General features: G+C 67.9%; 18 protein-coding genes, 1 tRNA gene and 1 pseudogene. 9 read left to right on the forward strand and 11 right to left on the reverse strand.

The annotated features are described in order from the left end of the window. Positions 1-23 precede the first annotated feature (23 nt). Positions 24-236 carry a hypothetical protein gene (locus tag JHE00_RS35870; RefSeq protein ID WP_307831986.1) on the forward strand — a complete coding sequence of 71 codons (213 nt, stop codon included), beginning with the start codon at positions 24-26 and terminating at the stop codon, positions 234-236. 14 nt (positions 237-250) lie between these two features. On the opposite strand, the pseudogene JHE00_RS35875 reads toward JHE00_RS35870, so the two are convergent. Continuing rightward, a pseudogene (locus tag JHE00_RS35875) lies at positions 251-391 on the reverse strand (FmdB family zinc ribbon protein); the annotation flags it as partial. Between the two features lie 99 nt (positions 392-490). Further along, the gene (locus JHE00_RS14280) at positions 491-1,090 is read right to left on the reverse strand and encodes a 5-formyltetrahydrofolate cyclo-ligase (RefSeq protein ID WP_307831938.1); all 600 of its coding nucleotides are present in this window, start codon (positions 1,088-1,090) and stop codon (positions 491-493) included. 95 nt (positions 1,091-1,185) lie between these two features. Here JHE00_RS14280 and JHE00_RS14285 point away from each other — a divergent pair, with 95 nt between their 5' ends. From JHE00_RS14285 to JHE00_RS14305, 5 genes are all read left to right on the forward strand, one after another. Continuing rightward, positions 1,186-2,085 carry a UTP--glucose-1-phosphate uridylyltransferase gene (locus tag JHE00_RS14285; RefSeq protein WP_200318544.1) on the forward strand — a complete coding sequence of 300 codons (900 nt, stop codon included), beginning with the start codon at positions 1,186-1,188 and terminating at the stop codon, positions 2,083-2,085. A gap of 2 nt (positions 2,086-2,087) precedes the next feature. Beyond that, complete coding sequence (gene glp / locus JHE00_RS14290; protein WP_200318545.1) at positions 2,088-3,359, forward strand: molybdotransferase-like divisome protein Glp; 1,272 nt, start codon at positions 2,088-2,090, stop codon at positions 3,357-3,359. Positions 3,360-3,369: 10 nt separating this feature from the next. Continuing rightward, positions 3,370-4,050: a GNAT family N-acetyltransferase gene (locus tag JHE00_RS14295; protein ID WP_200318546.1), complete on the forward strand. Its 681-nt coding sequence runs from the start codon at positions 3,370-3,372 to the stop codon at positions 4,048-4,050. Between the two features lie 189 nt (positions 4,051-4,239). Next, positions 4,240-5,037 carry a divisome protein SepX/GlpR gene (gene sepX / locus JHE00_RS14300; RefSeq protein WP_200318547.1) on the forward strand — a complete coding sequence of 266 codons (798 nt, stop codon included), beginning with the start codon at positions 4,240-4,242 and terminating at the stop codon, positions 5,035-5,037. Between the two features lie 54 nt (positions 5,038-5,091). Then, positions 5,092-5,164, forward strand: a tRNA-Ala gene (locus JHE00_RS14305). Between the two features lie 233 nt (positions 5,165-5,397). Here the strand turns inward: JHE00_RS14305 and JHE00_RS14310 are convergent. From JHE00_RS14310 to JHE00_RS14320, 3 genes are read right to left on the reverse strand one after another with little or no spacing between them, the layout of a single operon-like run. Beyond that, on the reverse strand, positions 5,398-6,612 hold the full coding sequence (locus JHE00_RS14310; RefSeq protein ID WP_200318548.1) for a hypothetical protein: 1,215 nt from the start codon (positions 6,610-6,612) through the stop codon (positions 5,398-5,400). A gap of 17 nt (positions 6,613-6,629) precedes the next feature. Continuing rightward, the gene (locus tag JHE00_RS14315; RefSeq protein ID WP_200318549.1) at positions 6,630-9,539 is read right to left on the reverse strand and encodes a DEAD/DEAH box helicase; all 2,910 of its coding nucleotides are present in this window, start codon (positions 9,537-9,539) and stop codon (positions 6,630-6,632) included. Between the two features lie 13 nt (positions 9,540-9,552). Next, positions 9,553-10,947, reverse strand: a complete 1,395-nt coding sequence (locus tag JHE00_RS14320) for an SEFIR domain-containing protein (protein ID WP_307831979.1) — start codon at positions 10,945-10,947, stop codon at positions 9,553-9,555. Here JHE00_RS14320 and JHE00_RS14325 point away from each other — a divergent pair. Continuing rightward, on the forward strand, positions 10,858-12,306 hold the full coding sequence (locus JHE00_RS14325; protein ID WP_307831939.1) for a toll/interleukin-1 receptor domain-containing protein: 1,449 nt from the start codon (positions 10,858-10,860) through the stop codon (positions 12,304-12,306). The two genes, JHE00_RS14320 and JHE00_RS14325, sit on opposite strands and share 90 nt — an antisense overlap. Here the strand turns inward: JHE00_RS14325 and JHE00_RS14330 are convergent. Together JHE00_RS14330 and JHE00_RS14335 are read right to left on the reverse strand one after the other, a co-directional pair. After that, positions 12,303-12,950 (reverse strand): sigma-70 family RNA polymerase sigma factor, encoded by a 648-nt coding sequence (locus JHE00_RS14330; protein WP_307831980.1) that lies wholly within the window; start codon positions 12,948-12,950, stop codon positions 12,303-12,305. The two genes, JHE00_RS14325 and JHE00_RS14330, sit on opposite strands and share 4 nt — an antisense overlap. A gap of 135 nt (positions 12,951-13,085) precedes the next feature. Beyond that, a complete protein-coding gene (locus tag JHE00_RS14335) occupies positions 13,086-14,105 on the reverse strand; it encodes a hypothetical protein (protein ID WP_307831940.1) in 1,020 nt (339 codons plus the stop codon). A gap of 215 nt (positions 14,106-14,320) precedes the next feature. Between JHE00_RS14335 and JHE00_RS14340 the strand changes: the two genes are divergently transcribed. Then, on the forward strand, positions 14,321-14,494 hold the full coding sequence (locus JHE00_RS14340; protein WP_200318552.1) for a hypothetical protein: 174 nt from the start codon (positions 14,321-14,323) through the stop codon (positions 14,492-14,494). A gap of 169 nt (positions 14,495-14,663) precedes the next feature. After that, on the forward strand, positions 14,664-16,856 hold the full coding sequence (locus JHE00_RS14345; RefSeq protein WP_200318553.1) for an ATP-binding protein: 2,193 nt from the start codon (positions 14,664-14,666) through the stop codon (positions 16,854-16,856). A gap of 207 nt (positions 16,857-17,063) precedes the next feature. Here the strand turns inward: JHE00_RS14345 and JHE00_RS14350 are convergent, their stop codons facing one another. The 4 genes from JHE00_RS14350 to JHE00_RS14365 all read right to left on the reverse strand — a co-directional run bounded on the left by JHE00_RS14350 (position 17,064) and on the right by JHE00_RS14365 (position 22,796). Next, entirely contained in the window at positions 17,064-17,990 is a 927-nt protein-coding gene (locus JHE00_RS14350) for a hypothetical protein (RefSeq protein WP_200318554.1), read from the reverse strand. A gap of 1,124 nt (positions 17,991-19,114) precedes the next feature. Beyond that, positions 19,115-21,328 (reverse strand): xanthine dehydrogenase family protein molybdopterin-binding subunit, encoded by a 2,214-nt coding sequence (locus JHE00_RS14355; RefSeq protein ID WP_200318555.1) that lies wholly within the window; start codon positions 21,326-21,328, stop codon positions 19,115-19,117. Beyond that, complete coding sequence (locus JHE00_RS14360; protein WP_200318556.1) at positions 21,325-22,317, reverse strand: FAD binding domain-containing protein; 993 nt, start codon at positions 22,315-22,317, stop codon at positions 21,325-21,327. Before JHE00_RS14360 ends, JHE00_RS14355 begins: the two co-directional genes overlap by 4 nt. Next, a complete protein-coding gene (locus JHE00_RS14365) occupies positions 22,314-22,796 on the reverse strand; it encodes a 2Fe-2S iron-sulfur cluster-binding protein (protein WP_200318557.1) in 483 nt (160 codons plus the stop codon). Before JHE00_RS14365 ends, JHE00_RS14360 begins: the two co-directional genes overlap by 4 nt. Between the last annotated feature and the right edge of the window lie 34 nt (positions 22,797-22,830).

Below are 22,830 nucleotides of genomic sequence, written 5' to 3' on the forward strand. Positions count from 1 at the left end.
GACAACTCGCCGATCAGGAAGCCGTGGAGCTCGTCTTCGTCGTGGTGGACGAGGAGGATGTCGACCCGCTGCCCAAGGTGGAGCTGGACGAGCTCCCCGACGAGTTACCGGACGACGAGCTGTCGGACGAGCCGCTGGAGGACGAGCTCGAGTCGGACTTGTTCGTGCTCTCGGAGCTCTTCGCGGAGCCGTTCGACGTGCTCGAGCGGGACTCGGAGCGCGAGTCGTTGCGGTAGAACCCGCTGCCCTTGAAGATCACGCCGACCGAGCCGAACAGCTTGCGCAGGACCCCGTTGCACTCGGGGCACTCGCTCAGGCTGGCGTCGGTGAACGACTGGACCACCTCGAACTGGTGGCCGCACTCCTTGCAGGCGTACTGGTAGGTCGGCACAAGGGCTCCTTCGGCGTTGGCACTCGACTCCTAAGAGTGCTAACTCAATTTTGCTGCATGACATTCCGTGGGCGCAATCGAGGTCCAGGTCACACTTGATCACGTCAAGGGCAGCGGGACCAGTCCCTTGCCGGGGGTGAGCACGGCCGTCATCCGTACGTCGTGCGGCTCGGCGGGCAGCTCCTCGACCAGCTCCGTGTCGCGAATCACGGCCACGAGCTCCGTGTGCGCCCCCGCGAAGCCGAGCGACCGGTCGTAGTAGCCGGCGCCACGCCCGAGCCGCACGCCCCGGTGGTCGACCCCGAGCGCGGGCAGCAGCACGACGTTCGCCTCACCGACGCCACCAGGCCCCAGTCGTGGCCCGCTCGGTTCGAGCACGCCGCGAAGCCGGCCCGCGACCAGCGCGGACGTGCCCGTGTACTCGGCCCAGTCGAGCGGGCCAGGAGTCGAGGGGACCACGGGTAACAGCACCCGCGCACCCGCGTCGCGCAGCACGTCGAGCAGCGAGAGGGAGCCGGGTTCGGAGCCGAACGGGACGTAGCAGCACACGGTGCTCGCGGTGAGCCCGGTGACCGCCTGTGCCAGGGAGTTCGCCTCGAGCACACGCTGCTGGGGCGAGATCGCCGCCCGGCCCGCCGTGAGCCACGCTCGCCACTCGCCCTTGCCGGCCCCCGGTCCAGGTCGGTCGGGCAGCTCCACTCTCGTCCCTCCGCAGGCTCTGCAGGTCAGCGAGTTGCCGTCGCCGGTCTGTCATTCTCAGTCACACGCAGCAGATCAGGCTAGGCTTTGCGGCCATGACGGGCGCCACGACTGACCACACGTTCCGAACCGCCATCGTGCCGGCCGCAGGGCTCGGCACGAGATTCCTGCCGACCACCAAGGCCGTGCCCAAGGAGCTGTTGCCCGTCGTCGACACACCCGGTATCGAGCTCGTCGCCAACGAGGCCGCCCAGGCGGGTGCCAAGCGTATGGTGATCGTCACATCGCCGGGCAAGGAATCGGTCGTCAACTACTTCCAGCCCCAGCCCGAGCTGGAGGACACGCTCGAGCGCAAGGGCAAGACCGAACAGCTCGCGAAGGTCCGCCGCGGACCCGGTCTGCTCGACGTCGAGGTGGCCATCCAGGAGCAGGCACTGGGCCTCGGCCACGCCGTCGCGCAGGCCGAGCCGAATCTGACCGACGAGGACGGCGCGGTGGCCGTGCTGCTGCCCGACGACCTGGTGCTGCCCACCGGGGTCCTGACCAAGATGGCCGAGGTCCGGGCCCAGTTCGGCGGCAGCGTGCTATGCGCTTTCGACATCCCCAAGGAGCAGATCTCGCCCTACGGCGTGTTCGACGTCTCCGACACCGGTGACGACGACGTCAAGCGCGTCCACGGAATGGTGGAGAAGCCCAAGCCGGAGGATGCGCCCTCGACCTTCGCCGCGGCAGGCCGCTACCTGCTCGATCGGGCGATCTTCGACGCTCTGGGTCGCATCGAGCCTGGCAGTGGAGGTGAGCTTCAACTCACCGACGCGGTGGCTCTGCTCATCGCTGAAGATCATCCGGTGCATATCGTTGTGCATCGCGGCGGTAGGCATGACCTCGGTAATCCGGGTGGCTTCCTGCGTGCCGCAGTGGACTTCGCGCTGGAAGATCCTGACTATGGGCCTTCGCTGCGCGCCTGGCTGGAAGAACGAATCGAGAAGCCTTAGACATGACCGAACCCGAGTCGATCACCGCTGAAACCCCGGAAGCTACCGGCTTCCGGTCGGTCGACGAGCAGCTCACGCTCACGCTGGGTGCCGCCGTGCGGCCGCGCCCGGTTCGCGTGGCGATCTCCGAGTCGCAGGGCCTGCTCTGTGCCGAGGAGGTCGTCGCCGAGCACGCGCTGCCCGGATTCGACCAGGCGGCGGTGGACGGCTACGCCGTGCGCAGCGTCGACGTGCGCACGGCCGGTCAGGACCCCGTGCAGCTGCCGGTGGTCGGCGAGATCCAGGCCGGGTCGCGGCAGCCGCGCAGGCTCCAGCCCGGCCAGGCCGTGCGCGTCGCCACCGGGGCGCCGCTGCCCACGCTCGCCGACGCGGTGGTGCCCGCGGCGTTCACCGACGGCCACCAGGCCAAGGTCACGGTGCAGCGCGCCGTGCCGTCGGCGGGCTACGTACGGCGCACGGGTGAGGACGTGCAGATCGGCGACGTCGCCGTGCGCAGCGGCGACACCATCGGTGCCGCCCAGGTCGGGCTGCTCGCGGCCGTCGGGCGGTCGAAGGTGCTCGTGTACCCGCGGCCGCGGGTCTCGATCATCTCGGTGGGCGACGAGCTGGTCGACGTCGATCGAACTCCGACCGTCGGCCAGGTCTACGACGTCAACTCCTACGCGCTGGCCGCCGCGGCTCGCGACGCGGGCGCCGAGGTGAGCCGCGTCGGCATCGTGCCGCTCGACCCCAAGCGCTTGCGCGAGACCGTCGAGGGCAGGCTGCTGATGTCCGAGGTCGTCGTGGTGGCGGGCGGCGCCGGTGGCACCACCGGCGAAGAGGTGCACGCCGCGCTGTCCGACCTGGGCAGCATTGATCTGCATCGCGTCGCCATGCATCCCGGCTCCGCGCAGGGCTTCGGACGGCTCGGACCGGACTCCGTGCCCACCTTCCTCATCCCGGCCAACCCCATGAGCGCGCTCGTCGTGTTCGAGGTGATGATCCGGCCGCTGATCCGCGCCGCGCGCGGAACGCGCAACCCGCACCGCAGGATCGTCGACGCGCGCCTGCTCTCGCCGGTCGCGTCGACCGAGGGCCGCAAGGGTTACCTGCGCGGGCAGCTGCTGCGCGACGAGAGCAACGGCGAGTACCTGGTGCAGCCGCTCGGCACGTCGGGTGCTCACCTGCTCGCCTCCCTCGCCGAGGCCAACTGCCTCATCAACATCGATGAGCACCTCACCGAGGTCGCGGCCGGCGAGCAGGTCAAGGTGACCTTCCTGGCTCAGCGAGCCTGAGCAGGGGCGCATGGCATCCCAGGTGTATGCCGGTCCCTACGGCACAGAGCCGCGCCACCCGGGCTGGCCTGCCAAGCTCGGTCCCCTCGTGGTGCCCGCGGGCACGGTCAGGTTGCGACCGGTGCACCTGCGGGACGGGCGCGAGTGGAGCCGGATCCGGGTGCGCGATCGCGAGTACCTGGAGCGCTGGGAGCCGACCGCCGCGGGCTCGTGGTCGGACCGCAACGGTTTCGGCGCGTGGCCGCCGCAGTGGTTCTCCCTGCGGGCGCTCGCGAGGCGCGGGCAGTGTCTTCCGTTCGCCATCACCGTCGACGGGGTGTTCGCGGGCCAGATCACGCTCGGCAACGTGATCAGGGCGTCGCTGCGTTCGGCGTGGGTGGGCTACTGGGTCTCGTCGGAGCTCGCGGGCGGAGGAGTGGCCACGGCGGCCGTTGCGCTGGTGACGGACCACGCGTTCAAAGCGGCCGGACTGCACCGGCTGGAGGCGACCGTGCGCCCCGAGAACACGCCCAGCCTGCGTGTTCTTGGTAAGGCGGGTTACCGGCAGGAAGGGCTGTTCCTGCGCTATCTCGACGTGGCCGGGGACTGGCGCGATCACATCGCATTCGCCGTCACCGCGGAGGAGATGGGCAACGGATTCGCCGAACGGCTCATCGCCGCAGGTCGGGCACGACTGCCCGAGCCGCGTTAACACCTTGTGAGTTTTTCACCCGATCTAGCTAGCGGTTTCAGATCTACACCCGGCGAGCCTCCGGGTTTTCTGTTACTCCTGTGACTAGCGTGACGAACGTCAGCGTGGTGTAGGGAGTGCCGCGATCACCTGACGCTTGGTCGCGCGATCCACGACGGCAGCTTTGAAGGTCGGGGGAGGTGACGGGAGATGCCAAGCTCGTTGATCATTGTCGCGCTCGCAGCGGCGTGGCTTGTCGTTCTCGTTCCCATGGTCGCGCGCAAGCGCCAGGAGATCACGCAGACCAACGATTCAGCGTTGGCTGCGCGGGTCGTGCGGAGCGGGAATGCACACAACCAGTGGCGGAGGAGGTTCGCCATGTCCGGAGACACGAAGCAGAGCGAAGACGAAGACTTCGTCGACGACGACTACGACGAGGACCTGGACGAGGACTTCGACGAGCCGGAGCCCGAACCCGAGCCGGAGCCGGCGCGCAGAGCCGTCGCCGACGACGACCCCGGCCGCCGCTACCGGCCGGGCCGCGGTGGGTTCGACCCCGAAGCCGCCGAGATCGCCGCGCGGGCGAAGTTCGCCTTCCGTCAGCGCATGGTGCTCGGCCTGATCCTGGTCGTGCTGGTCACCGCCGTGGTCGCGGGATTCGTGCTGCCGATCGTCTGGTGGGCCAACGGTCTCGCCGACATCGGGCTGGTCGGCTACCTGGTGTACCTGCGCAGGCAGGTCCGCATCGAGGACGAGATCCGGCAGCGCAGGCTCGCCAGGTACAACAACGCGGCCAGGCGCGCGCCGAGGAAGGCGGAGCCGGTCGAGGACGACGTCGAGGTCGTCGAGACGCCGCGCCGCGAACTCGTGGGCCTCGAGCGCAAGCCTGTGCCGACATCGCGGATCCGCAGGCAGGCCGTGGTCGTGGATCTGGAGGACGAGGACCCCGCGTTCCACGAACTCGACGAGCCCGGCGAACTTCCGTACCGGCGGGCTGTCGGAGAGTAGACCCCCTGGCTCGGTGGGCATGACGTTCCTGTTATGCTCATCGAGCTTGTTCAAGGGGCTGTAGCGCAGTTGGTAGCGCGTCTCGTTCGCATCGAGAAGGTCAGGGGTTCGATTCCCCTCAGCTCCACAAGAGAGTTCGATTTCGGCTCTTACCTGCGAATTTACGCGCAGCGGAACCCTCCCGATGGTTATGCGATCGGGAGGGTTTTTCTTGATCAGGATGTGTTTGGCGTTGTAACCCCGAAGTCGCTGTTGGCGGGTTTTGGTCGCTGTCACGCGCCAGACGGAGAGCTTGTACACCCGGACACGCGCGGAAATCGGCTGCGAGATCCGGTCAGGCGCATTCGGGCGCGGTAACTGTCACAAATCGCCGGTCGTGTCCCGTGCTCCGTTTCCGTGGATGAGTTCGTCGAGCCGGACCGCCAACGTGTCGTCCCCCGCTCGCTGCGCGAGGTCGCGGACTTCCTCCGGGGTGCCGAACGGCAGGCTCAACTGCCGCGCGACCCGCTCGGTCCACGCGCCGAGGTTCGCCCTGCCCTCGCGAGCGCGCGGGACGACGAACCGGTCCATGCGCTCGAGCAGCGCGCGTTCCCGGGTCCGCTCGTCCGCACACCACACGGTCACCACGCCGGTTCTCAGCGACGCGAAGGAACCAAGCCTGCTCAGACTCATCGCTCTGGATCCGAACACCGAGGCGGGCAGGGACACCCGCCAACCACCCTGATCAGTTCTGGTCGGTCTGACGTCGCCGAGTTCCTTGCTGCGCAGCCATTCGACGATCCGCTTCTCGTGGTCCTCCGGCAGCACGGCCTGCGACTCGGACTGGAGCACACCGTGGATCTCCCGGTTCCGCTCACACAGGTCACTCAGGTCGACGTCCGCGGTCTCGGCTGCCTGGCTGTAGGCGAGGTACCGGACGTGCCCGCGGCGGTCGGTCGCGCTGACGAGGTAGATCGGCAGGTGGACCCGATCCTCGCGAAGGCTTTCCGGTTGGTCGATCTGGAACGGCAGGTTGTACCGGTCCCGGTCTTTCCGGCCGGCGAGCTCCGCCAGGGTCTCCCGGCGAAAGCCCTGCGTGTTGGTGAGCATCAGGAACCGGGGATACGAGGGCAGGGCGGCGATCTCCTCCAGGGACAGGTAGGACACCACGCCCGCGTCGTAGTACTGCCTGCTCAACGGTGTCGAGGAGAACGCCTCGAAGTACATCTTGCGGCGGTCCTCCCGCGTGACCTCGTAGAGGATGTTCTCCCGCAGGGACCGGACACCCAGTTCGGTGAGGGCGAACCGCCCGTCCTGCACGGTCAGGTGCCCGACGCCCGCGAGGAAGCGCAGCGCCCTGTCGACGACAGGCTCGTCGAGACCGAAGAACCTGGCCAGCTCGGGAACCGAGGACAGTCCGGCTTCGGCGATCCCGCGTTCGACGTAACGGTCGATCAGCGCGTACTCCCTCCCGTCGGTCACCGTGGCACGCACCTCCACCTGCCACACCGGCAGCAGCAGCGCGAAGAGGCGAGTGGGTACGAGCCCCCTGCCGAACGCCACGTCCTCGAGCGCCCGCTCTTCGGGGTAGGGCATGGTTTTCCTGCGCGCTGTCACGTCTTCTCCGCCAACATTGTCATCAGGTCGTGGTGGTGGCGGACGTCCCCGTGGGCTCTCACGTGGTCGCGCAGAGCACAGGCGAACTGCTGGAAGCCCTCGTCCCGCGCATTCAGCAGCGTGACGATGTCGCCGACGAGGACCAGTTGCCTCTTGGCTCGGGTGAGCGCGACGTTCGCTCTTCGCAGGTCCTGCAGGAATCCCACGTTGCCCGCCGCGTTGCTGCGGGTGAATCCGTACAGGATGATGTCGCGTTCACCGCCCTGGAAGGCGTCGACCGTCCCGACGTTGTTGTCGACGGTCCGCAGATCGGGAATGTCCTCGCCGAGCATTCTCCTGACCAGGTTCAACTGTGCCTTGTACGGCACGATCAGCGCCCATTCCTCGCGGCGGGCGTGGTAGAAGCTCGCGAGCGCCGCGAGCAGGCGCGCTTCCGCGTGGTTGACCCAGCTGCCGTTGCCGCCGCCCGCGGGGCGTTCCGCGCGGTCTGGCAGTCGTGACGTGTCGACGAAGGCCAGCGGTTGTGTGAAGAGCGGGTCGGCATGGGCACGCTCCACGTGCGTCGTGAGGTTTCCGTCGTAGAACGCCTCGGAGATGAAATCCGCGATCACCCTCGGCATGCGCCGCTGTTGGGTGAGGCTCACGATGTGCGTCGCGGGCAGGTGTCCTACCAGGATCTCCAGGCCACTCTTCCTCACGAGCGCCCGCAGTTCGGGATCGTCGAGGTCGTTGCTCCAGTTCACGACGTCGCGGTCAACGAAGGGCGGCAGCTGCCGGTGATCGCCCACCAGCACCGCACGCTTCGCCCTGACGACCGGCACCAGCAGGTCGGCGGTGCCGATCTGTCCGGCCTCGTCGACGATCGCCAGGTCGAACTCGGTCTCCGCGATCTCGGAGCGGGTCGCCGCGCCCGTGGTGGTCGCTCCCACGACATCGGCGTAGCGGATCAGCTCCGGGTAGAGCTGGTCCGCGGACTTGGACGCGTCTGCATGCCACTCCCCGAGCAGCGTCGAACGCCGCGCGAGCAGATCCAGCCGCGGCCCGAGGCGGGCATGCAGGTCGGTCAAGGCCGCCAGCGTCGACGGCGCGTCGGAGTCCGGGACGGCCGGCACCTCGTCGACGGGCCGCACGATGGCCCGCACGGCCTCGAGCGCCGCGAGAGCATCCCGCCGCCGGGCGTCCCGACGCCCCTCGATGGCGTGCAGTTGCCCGGTGATCTGCCGGATCTGCGGCAGATCGCGGGTCGCCACGTCGAGCGCGACCAGCGCGCCCGACAGCTGCGCCTGGGCGTGCCGGGCGTGCTCGCCGCAGGAGGCGAGCTCCGACCTCACTGCCTCGATGCGCGCGTGCCTCGCCCGTGCCCGCCGCTCGGACCAGGCCCGCACCAGCGGCCACGCCCGCCGGGCATCGGCACGCGCCGCCTGCTGGAGCAGCCGCTGCAGACGCTCGTTCAGTTGCCGCGCACGGGATCCGTGCTCGGCGAGCTCCGCTTCGAGTGCCTCCACTCGCTGCTGTGCGGGACCACCGCCTGCCCGCCGAGCAGCGTGCAGCTGTCGCAGTGCCGCGGCCTCGGCGTCCACCTCCACGTGCAACAGGCCGATCTGCTTGCCCAGCTCGGCCCTCCACTGGACGGCTGTCGGCAGTCCCCGGTAGCCCCGCAGCGAGGCCTCGCTGGTGCTCAGCACCTCGCTGCGCAGATCCTCCGCCCAGCGCTCGAGCAGGAACGGAAGCGCATCGGATCCGATCTTGCCCTCGTTGCCGACCCGCACCACCACGACGTCCTTGGGCAGCTTGGCCAGCACGTTGTCCACGGCGCGGTTGGTATAGGAGGTCACCAGCACTCGACCGCGCTCCCGCGAGAGTGCACAGGCCCTCGCGACCTGACTGATGGTGCGGGTCTTGCCCGTGCCCGGCGGCCCCAGCACCACCAGCATGTCCTGCACCCCGAGTGACGCGCGGAACGCGCTCAGCTGGTCGGAATCGAGTTCCTCCGAAGGAATCTCGCGGACCTGCTGGATCGGGGCGACGCGGTGGTCCACCAGCGCGGGTAGCACCGTCCGGTTCTCCGCCTGCCTGGTGCGCAAGGCGCGGACGGCCTCGTGCTGCTTGGCATAGACCACCTCGTTGGGCGTCTCCTCCAGATCGCCCTGCCGGGCCAGCCGTCGCCAATCCACCGGCTGGTCGAACCGGACGGTCACCCGATCGCCCTCGACCCGCGTCACCTCGCCGCGCTGCTCGGGCTCGCCCTGCAGTTGCACGAACCGTCCTCGTTCCGGGCGTCGGTCGCCGACCATCCGGAAGACGTAGGACGACGCGGAGCTGTAGCGGCGCTCGCCCGCCGTCTCGACGCCGCTGTACGGGAACCTCGACAGGTCGTCAGCCTTGCGCGCGTTGAACGTGCGCGTGGTGTCGATCAGGCGATCCAGTGTGTCGAGAAACCGTTCGTGTGCCGGGTCGAGATCGGGCACACCGCGCTGATCTCCCGTCGTGCGCTGCAGCTTCGCCCATTCACCGGTGAGCTGCGGCCACTGCGCGGACGAGCCCTGGGGGACGTGGCGGAGTTCGGTGACGGTTCGCCACGTGGCCCGGATGAGCAGGTGGCCGCGAGCGAGGTCCTGGTGATCGCGCAGCCGGAGCGGAGTGATCCAGGCGAGGGTGTAGGCGTCCGCGTCCCGAGTGGGGAACATGCCCACCACGTAACCGTAGGTGTAGAGCTTCAGGCTGCGGCTCCCGCTCATCTCCTCCACCGTGGCGGGTACCCCGTCGCGTTCGGCGAGGTGCTGGGCGATCTGTGCGACGCCCGCCGGCAGCCCGGGATTGTCGCGCGCCTGCCGATGCAGTTTGGAGTCGAAGCTCTGGGAGGGCACCAGTACGACGGGCTTCGCCAGCTTCACGGTCCGGGACAACGGCCAACTCCCCTCAGCCGAGGTTCTCCGGGAGATCCCGGAGAACGGACGCCAGCTCGCTCATACCCGGGCGCCGCGCGGGATCCGGAAGGAGTGCGGCGTCGATCGCTGCTGCCGGTGCCGCACCGATACCGGGCGCGAGTGCGTGAACCGGAACGGGCGCAGCCGGGTACGGGAGCTGACCGCTGACGAGGTGATAGGAAATGACGCCGACCTGGTACACGTCGGTCCACGGTCCCACCCGCCCGCTCCGGCGACGGCTCTGTTCCGGCGCGCGGTACTCCTCGGGGCCCTCACCCGGCTCAGGAGCTGACGCGGCCAGGCCGAGGTCGGTGAGCACCAGACTCCCGTCGTCGAGTCGTACGAGCCCGGACGGCGTCAGGTTCCGATGCGTGGCGCCCGCCCGGTGCAGGAGGTGCAGCGCCTGGCACAGCCCGGCCAGGCCTCGCAGGGTCTGGTGTGCTCGCCACGGATCGACGGCCGCCCCCTCCTCGGGCACGAACGCACTGAGCGTGTCGGCCGGGCCGCCCCAGTTCCGGGATGCGGGCCACCGAGTCGCGAGCGTCGTGACGGCCCCGTCGCGCACCAACTCGCCCGGAGTCGGCAGCGACCGAGCTCCCGTCGCGATGCTGCGCACCAGCTCGTACTCCCGTTCCAGCCCGGCGAGCGCGGCGTGAGCCGCCGGAGTGGGATGGCGCAGCTCGAGCTGTCGCAGCCAGACGAACTCCCGTTCGCCGTAGAGACGTGACGCCCGGGCCTGACGCAGCACGGCGGAGCCGTCGCGGTTCGGCAACTCCGCCCAGTGCTCGTCGTCGGCGAGATAGGTACCGTCCCCCACGGCGATCGTCGCACCGGCCCGGAGGAGAGTGTCCGGTGTCGGCGGTTGCGAACCGGTGGCGATCACGACGGGACGGACACCGGGAGCAGGCGGCACCCACGCACCCAGCGGCGGCAGCTCGTAGAACGGCTGCCTGGACAACACCCGCAGGAGGCTCTGCACGCCGTCCACCGTGTACTCGGGAACCACGTGGAACGACGTGGAGTGCGGCTGCAGGCACAACGGGATCTCTTCCCTGCTCCTACCGGGCAACACGACCGGCAGGATCCGCCTGGTCGCCTCGGGCAGAGCGCGGGCAAGGTTGTCGCGCAGAATTGCCGCCTCCAGCTCCCGGCTGCGTCCCGCTGCGCCCGGTGATCCGCCGTCGGCCACTTGTCTGAACCCCGGCGAGGCGATGGCGAGCACGAAATCGGCCTGCTGCAACTGGTCGATCACCCACGAGACCCAGTCCCGCCGTTGGTCGGCATACCAGGCGTCGACGTGCGCATCGATGCCCGCTTCGGTCCGCAACAAGGTGCCGAACTCAATGACCGAGTCTATGTGGCTCCGGCTGTCCTCCGCGTACGAGATGTAGACACGCGGCGCGGCTTCGGCAGCTCCCGGACCCGACACTGTCCCCCATCCCTTCACCGGTCGCCGACGATCATCTGCACGCTCCCACGGGATATCCGGAGAAGGGGCCGAAAGGCAAGATCTGTCCAGAATCTGTCCCGCAATACCGCACGACTGGCCCAACACGGCATGGTCTCCGCACTGCTCTATCGTTTTCCCATGCGGGTGTTCATCTCCTATACCCACGATGACGATCAGCATCGCGAAGCAGTCCGTGAATTGGCCACACTCCTCGTGGATAACGGGATAGAGGTTGACCTCGACGCCTGGTCGGAAAAACACCGACACGACTGGTACGTGTGGGCGACCAGGGGTATCACCGAAGCTGACTTCGTACTGGTCATCGCGTCCGCGGAGTACCGCAGGATGGGCGACGGCAATGGTCCAGCCCACCTCAACCTCGGCGGTCAATCGGAAGCCGCGCTACTCCGCGAACTCGTCCAGAGCCGCCGTGAGGAGTTCACGAAGAAGATTCTTCCGGTGATCCTTCCCGGACACACGGTCGACGAGATTCCGTTCTTCCTGCAGCCGTATGCGGCGACGCGCTACGAGCTCGACTCGATCACCGCGGAAGGCGCCGAGTCTCTGCTTCGCGTGATCTTCGGAAAGCCCGAACACCTTCCGCCTCCGCTGGGCACACCGCCCACGCTGCCCCCTCGTTCGGGCCCGGGCTCGCCCACGGCGGCGACACGAGCGCCGACCTGGCGGCCGCTCGACAACTCGCTCCCGGTCCAGTGGCGACAGGACCGCGGGCAGGGCGCAACCGTCGAACTCCACCTGGTGCCGGTGGCTCCGGACAGCAGACTCGGCGTGCGAACCCTGTCGAAGGTCTCCGACGACCTCGCCGCCAGGGGTCGCGCGCAGGGCCTGTTCTCGCACGACCAGGCGCTCGACGCGAACTCCAACGAGCGCTCGGCCTGGGCGCGCACGACGAACTCGCGCACCGGCGAGGCGGGCCTGACCGTTCACCGCGACGGGCAACTGTCGTGTTGGCACCCGCTTCCGACAGCGAACATCGTCGCGGTGCTCGACGAGGAGTACCTCACGCAACAGCTGGCGACGCGCCTCCAGCTACTGCTCGGACTGGACCTTCCGCGCCCACGAGAGTTCGCCCCGGCGATCGGACTCGGACCGGCCGGCTTCGTTCACCTCGGACGGCTCGCCGACGCCTCCGCGCGGACGTCGTTCCAGCTGAAGCGTCAGGACCAGGTCCGGATCGAGCCCGAGGAGGCGATCTCCGTGGACGACCTCCGCCAGTACCCGCACAAGGTCGCCGACGAGCTCGTCGCGCGCATCGCGCAGCCGTTTCGCCGTTAGAACCCTCCTGCCGCGATGAGCTGGCGGAGCTTCTCCAGCGCGCGATGCTGACTGACGCGGACGTTGCCCGCCGAGGTTCCCAGCGCCTCGGCGGTCTCCGCCGCCGTCAGGCCCACGACGACGCGCAACGCGAGGATCTCCTGCTGTAGCGGGGACAGCTCGGCCAGCAGGCTGCAGAGCCTGCCGCCGAGGTCGATGTTGAGTACGTGCGCCTCGGGTTCGTTGGTGTGCACCGATCCGTTCTCGGGCAGCTCGGGCACGGGCCTCGCGCGGTCCCTCGCCACCAGCCGGAAGGCATCGGCGACCTTGTTGGCCGCGATCGCGCGCACCAGCTGCAGGAACGAACCGCCCCTCGCCTCGTACGCGGGCAGCAGCTTCACCACCGCGATACAGACCTCCTGCGCGACGTCGTCCGCCGACAGGTACGACACGTCGCGCCCGCCCATCCTGGCCCGGCAGAACCGCGCGACGATCGGCTTGATGAAGCTCAGCAACGCGTCGACGGCCCGAGGATCACCACCCCGGGCCGCGCTCACCAGCAGATCCACAGCCTCTTTCGACAACTGGCCGCCAGTGCGCGGGAGGTCTCCGAGAGGCACGTACTCGCCCAGCCCGTCCCGTGCGCGGACCGGCGCGTCGGCCACGTCCAACTTCTCCTCCTCGTGATCCGCGAGGACGCTCACCTCGGCGAGTCGGCCCCTGCTCCTCGCCTGGTAGTCGGATCACTGGTGAGACCTGTTGCGTGCCGGCGCTTCTTGTCCTGGTTCTGTCCCGTCGCGTCAGGTGTCTGTCGCGTCGGCGACGGATTCCTGCCAGCGCACGCCGTAGGCGAAGCCGGGAGTCAGGTGCCGGAACTGCTCGTGGATCTCGCCAACGCCGTCGGCCTCGATGGGCGTTCCGCGCGCCGACGCGTCACGGACGTCGTCCTGGAAGACCCGCTCCAGCCGCCCGACCCAGGCAGGCGGTGGTTGAGGAAAGCGGACGTGGAGGTCGAACAGGTCGCAGGGATGCCTGGGCACACACACGTAGTGCGGATGGTGGAAGCGGGCGCGGAAGCGCAGGGCGATGTCATGACGTTCCCCCTTGCGCAACGGCGACGGCAACCGCAGGGACAGTCCCACCCGGTCGCTGGACTGCATCTGTCTGCTGACGAGCGATCCTCCGTAGAAGACGTCCACCTGGAGGTCGGAGTCCGGCATCGGACGCCCGGGCGCTCCTGCCGCGGTCAACGTCAGCGCGAGGTCCAGTTCGGTGAGGTCGTCCGCGTCGGCGACGACCCGGCGGAACTCGAAGACCTCCGGCACCGGCTGTTCGAGCGTGAGCGCGACCCGCAACACCTCGGTGTGCCAGTGCGGACTCGGGTGGCTCGCGGGGCGATCCGGGGCAGTGCCGTCGACCGCCAGTTCGGCCAGCCTGGCGATACCGTCGTCGATCCGCCGCCGGACAGTGCGCGCATCGCGCTTCAGCGTCGACGCCGCCCACTTCACGCGATCGATGTAGAACGGGTGTCGCGCCTGTTCGGTCAGCCCGAACGCCGCCAGCAATGAGATTCGCAGGTCGCCCGGCAGGGAGTCGATAAGCGGAAGCAGCCGTTCCGAGAGCGTCCGTCGAAGTTCGGCGGCGCCACTTTCTCCGGAAATCCCGAAGGCCGCCCGTAGTGCGGGCCCGACATTCTTTTCCAGCTGGACCGCGAAGAGCCCCCGGCCCTTTCTCAGGCCCTTGAGCTCACTCACGAGGTCTGCCGTGCTGACGTCCAACTTTCCTCCCGCGTGAACCAGCGCACGAGCGTCGATCACCACCGGCCGGATCCTACCGGGGAGCGCGCACCACCGCGAAGTCTTGTCGGGTTTCTCGTTTCCTCTCGAAGCAGGAAACAGGAAACTCCTTGTCGACGGTTCCGGCTGAACGCATTCTTGAGTTGTCGCACGAATTCAGCGGCAAAACAATCGGCAAGACCATTGATCTCCCGTGCCCTCGGGTGCTGCCCTGACGCGTTTTCGTGAAGGAGTCGGAAATGAAGATTGAATGTTCGTTCTCCCTGCTCCTGCGGCTCTTGTTGTGGGTGGCGGCGCTGGCTCTGGTCCTGGGCGTGGCCCTCGGACAGCAGCGCGACGACTCCGAGCACTACGGCGGTCTCTCGGTCGTGAACACCGGGGAGGAGGTTCTCCATGCAGACGCACGTCATTGACCTGGTCGTGACCCTGCTGACCGTCGCCTTCGGCTGAGCCGTGGGAAACAACGACGAGCTGCGGGCAGAGCGGCCGGCCGGGCGAGGGGGCCCGGCCGGCCACCCCTCATGGCGGTGCCTCGACCGCTTCCGTCTAGCCATACTGGTGGTGCGACGGGATCGGGGGCTGATGGGCGAGCAGGCTACCTTCGGCGCCGAGCTGCGCAGACGCCGTCAGCAGGCGGGCATGTCACTGGCCGAGCTGGCCGGGCGCATCCACTACAGCAAGGGATATCTGAGCAAGGTCGAGACCGGGCGCGTCGCCGTGAACGCCGCCTTCGCGGCGCTGTGCGAAGCCGAGCTCGGCGCGGTGGGCACGCTGGAACCCTTGCTGCCGAAGGAACCGGAACGACGACGAACGCGCCCCGACATCCGGCCGGCAGGCCTTCCGCCCGCGGTATCCAGTTTCGTGGGCCGCGCCGACGAACTGCTCCGCGTCAGGCGGGCACTGGACGCGGACGGCGGGGTCTGTGCGGTTTCCGGGCTCGGCGGTGTCGGCAAGACCGAGTTGGCGGTGCGCTGCGCGCACCGGCTCGAGCCGGGTTTCGCCGACGGCTGCCTGTTCATCGACCTGGGCGGCCCCGGCGAGCACGCGGTCGAACCGGGCGCGGTGCTCGACCGGCTGCTGCGCACCTTGGGCGTACCTGCCGAGGCGATCCCGGCGGACCCCGACGATCGCGGCACGATGTACCGCTCCCGATTGCGGGGTCGCAGTGTGCTGTTGGTGCTCGACAACGCGGTCAACACGGCGCAGGTGCGCCCGCTGCTTCCGGCGGAACCCAAGTGCCGCGTACTGATCACGAGCCGCTCACGCCTCGCGGCGCTCGACGACGCCGAGCACGTCTCACTGTCCGAACTGACCACCGGCGCGGCGAGCGAGCTGTTCTCGACGCTCACGGGCATCGCCGTCGGCGAGCCGGTCGCGCGGATCGTGGACCGCTGCGGACGCCTCCCGCTGGCGGTCAGGATCGGAGCAGCACGGCTTCGCTCTCATCCGGCGTGGGACGTCGACGAGCTGGATCGGCGACTCGCCACGGAACAGGCGCGGCTCGCCGAGCTCGACGACGGCGAACGAAGCGTCTCGGCCGTGTTCGAACTGTCCGCTCGCCAGCTGCCGGCCGACCAGTTCCGCATGCTCGGACTGCTCGCTCTGAACCCCGGCACGGACATCGCGACGGAGTCCGCCGGCGCGCTCTGCGGTGTCGACGCACGGGAAGCGGATCGACTGCTCGACCGGCTGCACGACGTGCACCTGGTCGAGCAGCCCGCCGCCGACCGCTACGCGTTCCACGACCTGGTCCGTACCTTCGCGACGGACAGCGTGCTGCGGAGGTTGCCCACCGCCGAGCACACGTCGGCGTTCCGGCGGCTGGCGTCCTTCGCCGTGCGCAACGCCGAGCACGCGGACCGGCTGCTCACGCCGCATCGCTACCGACCGACCGTCGGGTACCCGGAGAACGCGCCCGCACCCGTTTGGCTGACCGGGGAGGAGGATGCGCTGCGGTGGTTCGAGACCGAGTGGCCCAACCTGGTGGCGCTCTGCCGCGCGGCGGGGGAACGCGGGGAACACGACCAATGCTGGCGGCTGGCCTTCTTCCTGCGCTCGTTCTTCTTCCTGACGAAACTGTGGGATCCGTGGCTCGAGACCCACCGGTACGCCCGCGAGTCGGCGGCAACGGCCGGCGACCGTTGGGCACTCGCCACGACGACCGCGAACCTCGGCGTGGGGCTGATCGATCATGGCGACCTCGACGGAGCTTCCACCTGCTACCGCGAGGCTCTCGCGCTGTACCGGGAGATCGGCGACGGTCACGGCGAGCACACCGTGCTCGCCCACCAGGCGTGGGTGGCGCACTACCGAGGCGACCACGGCGACGCCCTACGAGACCTGTCGTCGGCGCTGAAGTTCTACGAAGCCACCGGCAACGTCCGCAACGCAGCCATCACGACCCGCGGCATCGCGCTCGTGCTGACCGCGCTGGGCGAGCCGGTGCGAGCGGAGGCGCTGGCGAGGAGCACACTTGCAGTGTTCGACGACCTCGGCCTTCCCCTGGACGCCGCGATGGCGCTCAACTGCGTCGGCTGGGCGTCCTACACCAGCGGCGACCTGGACGAAGCCGGCACGGCCTACCGGGATGCAGCGACGCGGGCCGAGACGAGTGGCAGCGCCTACGAGGCCGCCCGTGCCTACACGGGCCTCGGCAACATCGCGTGGACCCGCGGCTTCTCGGCCGAGGCGGTCGCACTGTGGAACCAGGCGGACGACACCTGCGAAACGCTGAATCCACTGATGGCCGGTGAAGCACGTGTCCGGCACAGGTGAGCACCAGCCACAACAAAGGAAAACTCGTATCCTGCCCGGGCGATCTCATCTAGGCCCTGGACGGCGGCGGCCATGCCGCCAAGACGTACGCCACCACGTCACCCCGGACTCCTTGATGCACAGGGGTTTCTGGCGCGCTCTCGCTAAGCCGACGAACCGCGCAACGCTGCATCATGAAACAAGGTCCACCAGAAATCGGTTCACGGGTCAGGTTGAATTCGATGAAAGTTGCCCCAATTTCCCGTTATGCGTCGATTGTTTTCCATCTTCCAGGATGGCGGGGATCCATTCCTGTTCGATGACATTCGTCAAACGACGCTTCGTCTCCACGGTTAAGTGCTTGCAGAGAGGATCTACGCAGTATTTAGTCACAGCCTTGTGTCGTTCCGGTGACTTGCAGGCGAGAATGGCAAGTATTCGAACCATTAGAAGAATAGATCGAAAGTCTACCGATTTGGTGAGTTCGAGAATCGTCTTGCACATACTTTTCGCGGCTGTGCGGATTATGGCTTCTTCGAGAGGAATTCTCCCGTGCTCATGGCGCCATTTAATGATCCGATCCGACGCCCATTTTGCTATCGTATCCGGGATCAAGGCGGAGAATCTGTTGATCATCGTAACGTATCTCGCTATGTTGGCTAAAAAATCGCACCAAAAATGGTCAGATAGAGCTTTCTTTACTTCTGGCGGTACGGGTCTTCCGAGCTGCTTTTCGACGTCGTTGAGCGCGCGCCCGAATGTCACCGTGCCCAGCGTCTCGACCTGATCGAGCACCGATCCCGACCCCATCGAATTTCCGAGTTCATCGATTGAGCGTTTGCGGCCGGGTCGTTGACCCGATGGTGGTGAGTTCTCCGAGTCTGGATTGGGAGCCTGGTTTCCAGGTGAGTCGCCTCCTTCGCTCGGCAGTTCCTGCTGGTCGCGGTCTTCGTGTTCAACGAAATCCACACCGGGTAGACTTTCGGAGGCGTTGCGGCGAGTGTGCACCCCGTTCGCATGCCGCGGCAGGGGAACGCCGCGTTCTTCGGGGGATGCGGTATCGAATTCATTGTGATCTCGCTCCCGGCCGCCATCTCGATTTCGTTGGTCATTTTCGGCAAGCAGGTCTACGATGTCCGCAACGACGGAGTCCATGCTCGCGGATTTCTTGGGCAAAGTAGGTCTTCCCCTTGTCTTGCACTTCTCGAACGCGCTATTCCACCTGTTTTTGGCAGTTCGTCGAAGTTCTCGGCGCCCTTGTGGATCAGTGTCTCGAGCGAGTTCCACCGCGCCGGTCCAGCCGTGCCATGCACCTCCACAGACGCCGCATGCGCAGCTGTGGCTATCGGCCTTCTCACAGCTCGCGTAGTGCCCGTCGATCGCAGCCATGTGTGCCCCTCGTGGTCGACGCTGATCAATCGATGGTCTTGTTCCTGGTCTTGTAGTCCGTACCGCTAACCAGGTGAGACGCGCTCTGTAGATCGCAGTGGTGGGAGCTATCACCGACGTAGCCGATTGACGTCAACGTGTGGGTGACCATTGTGGTCGAACATCAAACGCGGAACGGCAACCCGAGCCACTCGCTCGGGCGCGCTTGAGCAAAGCCAAAATCACCGTCGTCACCGCCTGGAGAAGGCGTACCGTGTCGCCGGTCGCCAGCAGCAACCCTTGCATCGATCATCCCCGAGGTCTGGAGAGGTCCATCTAGGCAGGGATCCGCGCCGCCTTCTCTGCGAATGCAAAGAAATTGATTCGTCGGGCAGATTGAATCGATCCTCTATTGACACACCTGGCCGTCCAGTTGAAGGAAGGCTGATCTGGCAGTCGTTTTGATTGGTCGCCCAATTTAATTAGAATATTTTCCTAGGGGAGTCGGCTTTTGTGCAGTACTCGGTCATCCATGAGTTCGAAACGGTTCGCCACTCGGCGGCCATCGGATTCCAGTAGCTTCTCGGGTGGATGACCTGTTCGAAATTTTAGGCCGCCGACTTGAAAAGTCCCCTGTTTTGCAAGGCTTGGAAACTAGTATCGCCTGGCTGAAGTTAATGATGATCTGATTTCGGGTCATGCTGACCCCAGCAGTCCGGGGTTGGGTTCGGCGGGAATGCAAGCTCATCGGCAGGTTGTCCAGTGTCGAATATGAGCGGCTAAGCTATTCAGGAGTTCGGCGGACCTCTGAATAAAAGTGCTGGACGTGCGCCGAACAACGGCATAGTCGGCCCACGTCTTGGCCCCTTTTTCTCACCGCGAAGGAAATCCGGGCCCGGATTTTCTTCGTCTCACAACAGCTTGTCCAGCGTGATCGGCAGGTCCCTGATCCGCTTGCCCGTCGCGTGGTGGATCGCGTTCGCGATCGCGCCCGCCACGCCCGTGATACTCACCTCGCCGATGCCCACCAGGCCCAGCGGCATGGTCGGATCGGGTTCGTCGAGGTAGGTGATGTCGATCGGCGGGATGTCCGCGTGCACGGGCACGTGGTACTCGGCCAGGCTCGGGTTCATGATCCGGCCGTTGCGCGGGTCGATCAGGGTCTGTTCGGCCAGCGCCATGCCGATGCCCATCACGATGCCGCCCTTGAGCTGGCTCGTGGCCGTCTTCGCGTTCAGCACCCTGCCGACGTCGAAGGACGCCGTCCAGCGCGACACCCTGACCTCTCCGGTGTCGGGGTCGACCCTGACCTCGCAGAAGTGCGCGCCCAGGGCGGCCTTCATCCAGCGTCGTTGGTCCATCAGGAACTTCGACATGAACCTGAGCTGCCCGGCCATCCTGCCCAGCCGGGTGTCGGAGCCGACGGAGACCTCCAGCGACGGCAGGCCCTCGCGGGCCAGCACGGCGGCGGGGCTCTCCTGCGGTGACCGGCCGAGTTTCGTCAGCTTCCGCTCGAGCTTCTCGCACGCGGCGAGCAGGCTGTTGGCCACGCTGGCGGTCTGCATCGACCCGCCCGCGCCCGGTGCCATCGGCAGCGTGGAGTCGCCGTACTCGACCCGCACGGACTCCACCGGAACGCCGAGTGCGTCGGCGGCGACCTGCGCCTGCACGGTCGCGCTGCCCATGCCCATCTCCTGCAGCCCGCAGTGCACCAGCACGGTGCCGTCGACGGAGAGCCGGACGACGACGTTGGCCACGAACAACATCGAGGGGTGAAACGCCGACGCCACGCCCATTCCGACGAGCCACCGGCCGTCGCGCATCGACCGCGGTTCCGGTGTGCGGTCGGCCCAGCCGAACCGCTCCGCGCCGACCCGGTAGGCCTCGCGCAGGTGGCGGCGCGCGAACTGCTTGCCGTCGATGGGATTGCGCTCGGGTTCGTTGTGCATCCGCAGCTCGATGGGATCCATACCGAGCTCGTACGCCAGCTCGTCGATCGACGCCTCGAGCGCGAAGGTGCCAATGGCCTCACCCGGCGCGCGCATGGCCGCGTTGGAGACGAGATCGAGCTCCACGAGGTTCTGTCGCACCAGGATGTTCTCGGCCGCGTACAGGTGCTTCGACTGCGAGGTGACGGCTTCCGGCGTGCCCCCGACGCGTCCGAGCCTGGTCACGCTCGTGTGGATGAGCGAGGTGAGCGTGCCATCGGTGCGAGCGCCCAGCGCCACCCGCTGCGTCGAGGGCGTGCGCCCGCCGACGGTCCGGTACACGCTTTCCCTGGTCAGCACCAGCCGCACCGGCCTGCCGGTGGCCCGCGCCGCCAGCGCCGTGAGGATCGTGCCCGCCCAGATGAAGCCCTTGCCGCCGAACCCGCCACCGACGAACGGCGCGATCACCCGGACGCTGCGCGTCGGGATGCCGAAGCGCAGCGCGAGGTGGGAGCGCAACCAGTCGATGCTCTGCGTCGCGTCGTGGACGGTCAGCCGGTCGCCGTCCCACACGGCCAGCGTCGCGTGCGGCTCGATGGCGTTGTGGTGCAGGGGCGGCGTGGTGAACCGCCTGTCGACCTTGACCGGAGCCGCGGTGAACGCGGCCTCGGCGTCGCCCTTCTTCGCCGAGCCCTGCATGACGAGATTGTTCTTCTGGGGCTTGGCTGCGGGCTCCTCGGCCGTGAAGTCCACGGTGGACTCCGCGGTCTCGTAGGTGACGCGGACCAGTGCCGCTGCCTCGCGCGCCGCGAGCGCGGACTCCGCGACGACGACGGCGATCGGCTGCCCGTCCCAGTGCACCTCGTCGGTGTTCAGGTAGTTCACCGACGTGCCCGAGGCCATGGTGCTGAGGTCGGTCGGCGTGACCTTGCGCGGGGACTTCAACGCGGGGGCGTTGTGATGGGTGAGCACGGTGACCACGCCGGGGACGGCCGATGCCGCGGAGGTGTCGATCGCGGTGATCCGGCCTCGGCTGACGGTGGCGTGCACGAGTGCCGCGTGGGTGAGGTCCGGGTGGGAGAACTCCGCCGTGAACCGGGCCTCGCCGGTGGTCTTGGCCGTGCCGTCCACTCGGTCGACCGGCTTGCCGACGACGGACTCTCTGGTCGTGGTGGTCTCGGGCAGGGTCTGGGTCATGCCGCGCTCCGGTCCGTGAGCAGGTCGCGCAGGGTCGCCACGATGGTGCGCCGCGCGAGCTCGATCTTGAAGTCGTTGCCGTCCTGGCTCGTCGCGCTCGCGAGCTCGGCCTCGGCTGCCGAGCGGAACGACTCCTCGGTCGCCGGTGCGCCCAGCAGCACCCGCTCGGCCTCGGTGGCGCGCCACGGTTTGGGGGCGACGCCGCCGAGCGCGAGCCGCGCAGCGGTCACCGTGTCGTCGCGGACCTCCAGCGCCGCGGCCACCGAGACCAGCGCGAAGGCGTACGACGCGCGGTCGCGCACTTTGCGGTAGCGGGACCGCGTGGTGACCGGAGCGGGCAGTTCGACGGACGTCACGAGCTCGTCCGGTGCGAGCGCGGTCTCGACGTGCGGGGTGGAGCCGGGCAGGTGGTGGAACTCGGTGAGCGGGATGCGCCGGGTTCCCCGGGTGCTCTCCACCTCGACCTCCGCGTCCAGCGCGGCGAGCGCCACGCACAGGTCGGAGGGATGGGCGGCGATGCAGTGGTCGCTGACCCCGAGCACACCGTGGTTGCGCGTGAAGCCGCCGAGCGCCGAGCAGCCGCTCCCGGGTTCGCGCTTGTTGCAGGCCGAGGCCTCGTCGTAGAAGTACAGGCACCGCGTGCGCTGCAGCAGGTTGCCGCCGACGGTGGCCATGTTGCGCAGCTGGGCCGAGGCGCCGCCCAGAACCGCCTGGGACACCACGGGATAGCGGGTGCGGACGAGGGGATGCGCGGCGAGTGAGCTGTTGCGCACGAGCGCACCGATCCGGACACCGCCGCCGGGCAGTTCGTCGATGCCGGTGAGCGGCAGCCTGCTGATGTCGACGACCACGTCGGGCCGTTCGATGTTCTCGCGCATCAGGTCGACCAGGTTCGTGCCACCGCCGAGGAACTTCGCGTTCGGCTCGGTGGCGATGGTCCGCAGCGCGGTCTCCACGTCGGGCGCGCGTACGTAGGAGAAGGTCCTCATCCCGCGACCTCCTGGATCGCCTCGACGATGCCGTTGTAAGCGCCGCAGCGGCACAGGTTGCCGCTCATGCGCTCGCGGATCTCGGCACCGGACAGGTGCGAGCCGGAGCCCTGGCCGGTGACGGCGCTGGGCATGCCCTCCTTGTGCTCGGCGAGCATCCCGACCGCCGAGCAGATCTGGCCGGACGTGCAGTAGCCGCACTGGAAGCCGTCGTGCCGGACGAACGCCGCCTGCAAAGGGTGGTCGATCCCCTCGATGGTCGTGATCTCGGCGCCCTCGTACTGCACGGCGAGCGCGAGACAGGAGTTGATCCGCTCGCCGTCGGCGAGCACCGTGCAGGCGCCGCAGGCGCCCTGGTCACACCCCTTCTTGGTGCCGGTGAGGCCGAGGTGCTCGCGCAGCGCGTCGAGCAGGCTGACCTGTGGCTGGATGTCGAGCGGGTGGTCCGCTCCGTTCACGCGCAATCGCACCTCGGCCACGTGGATCCCCTTCGTCGGTCCGGTATGGCCAAAT

Source organism: Prauserella cavernicola (assembly GCF_016595675.1).
Lineage (GTDB): Bacteria > Actinomycetota > Actinomycetes > Mycobacteriales > Pseudonocardiaceae > Prauserella_A > Prauserella_A cavernicola.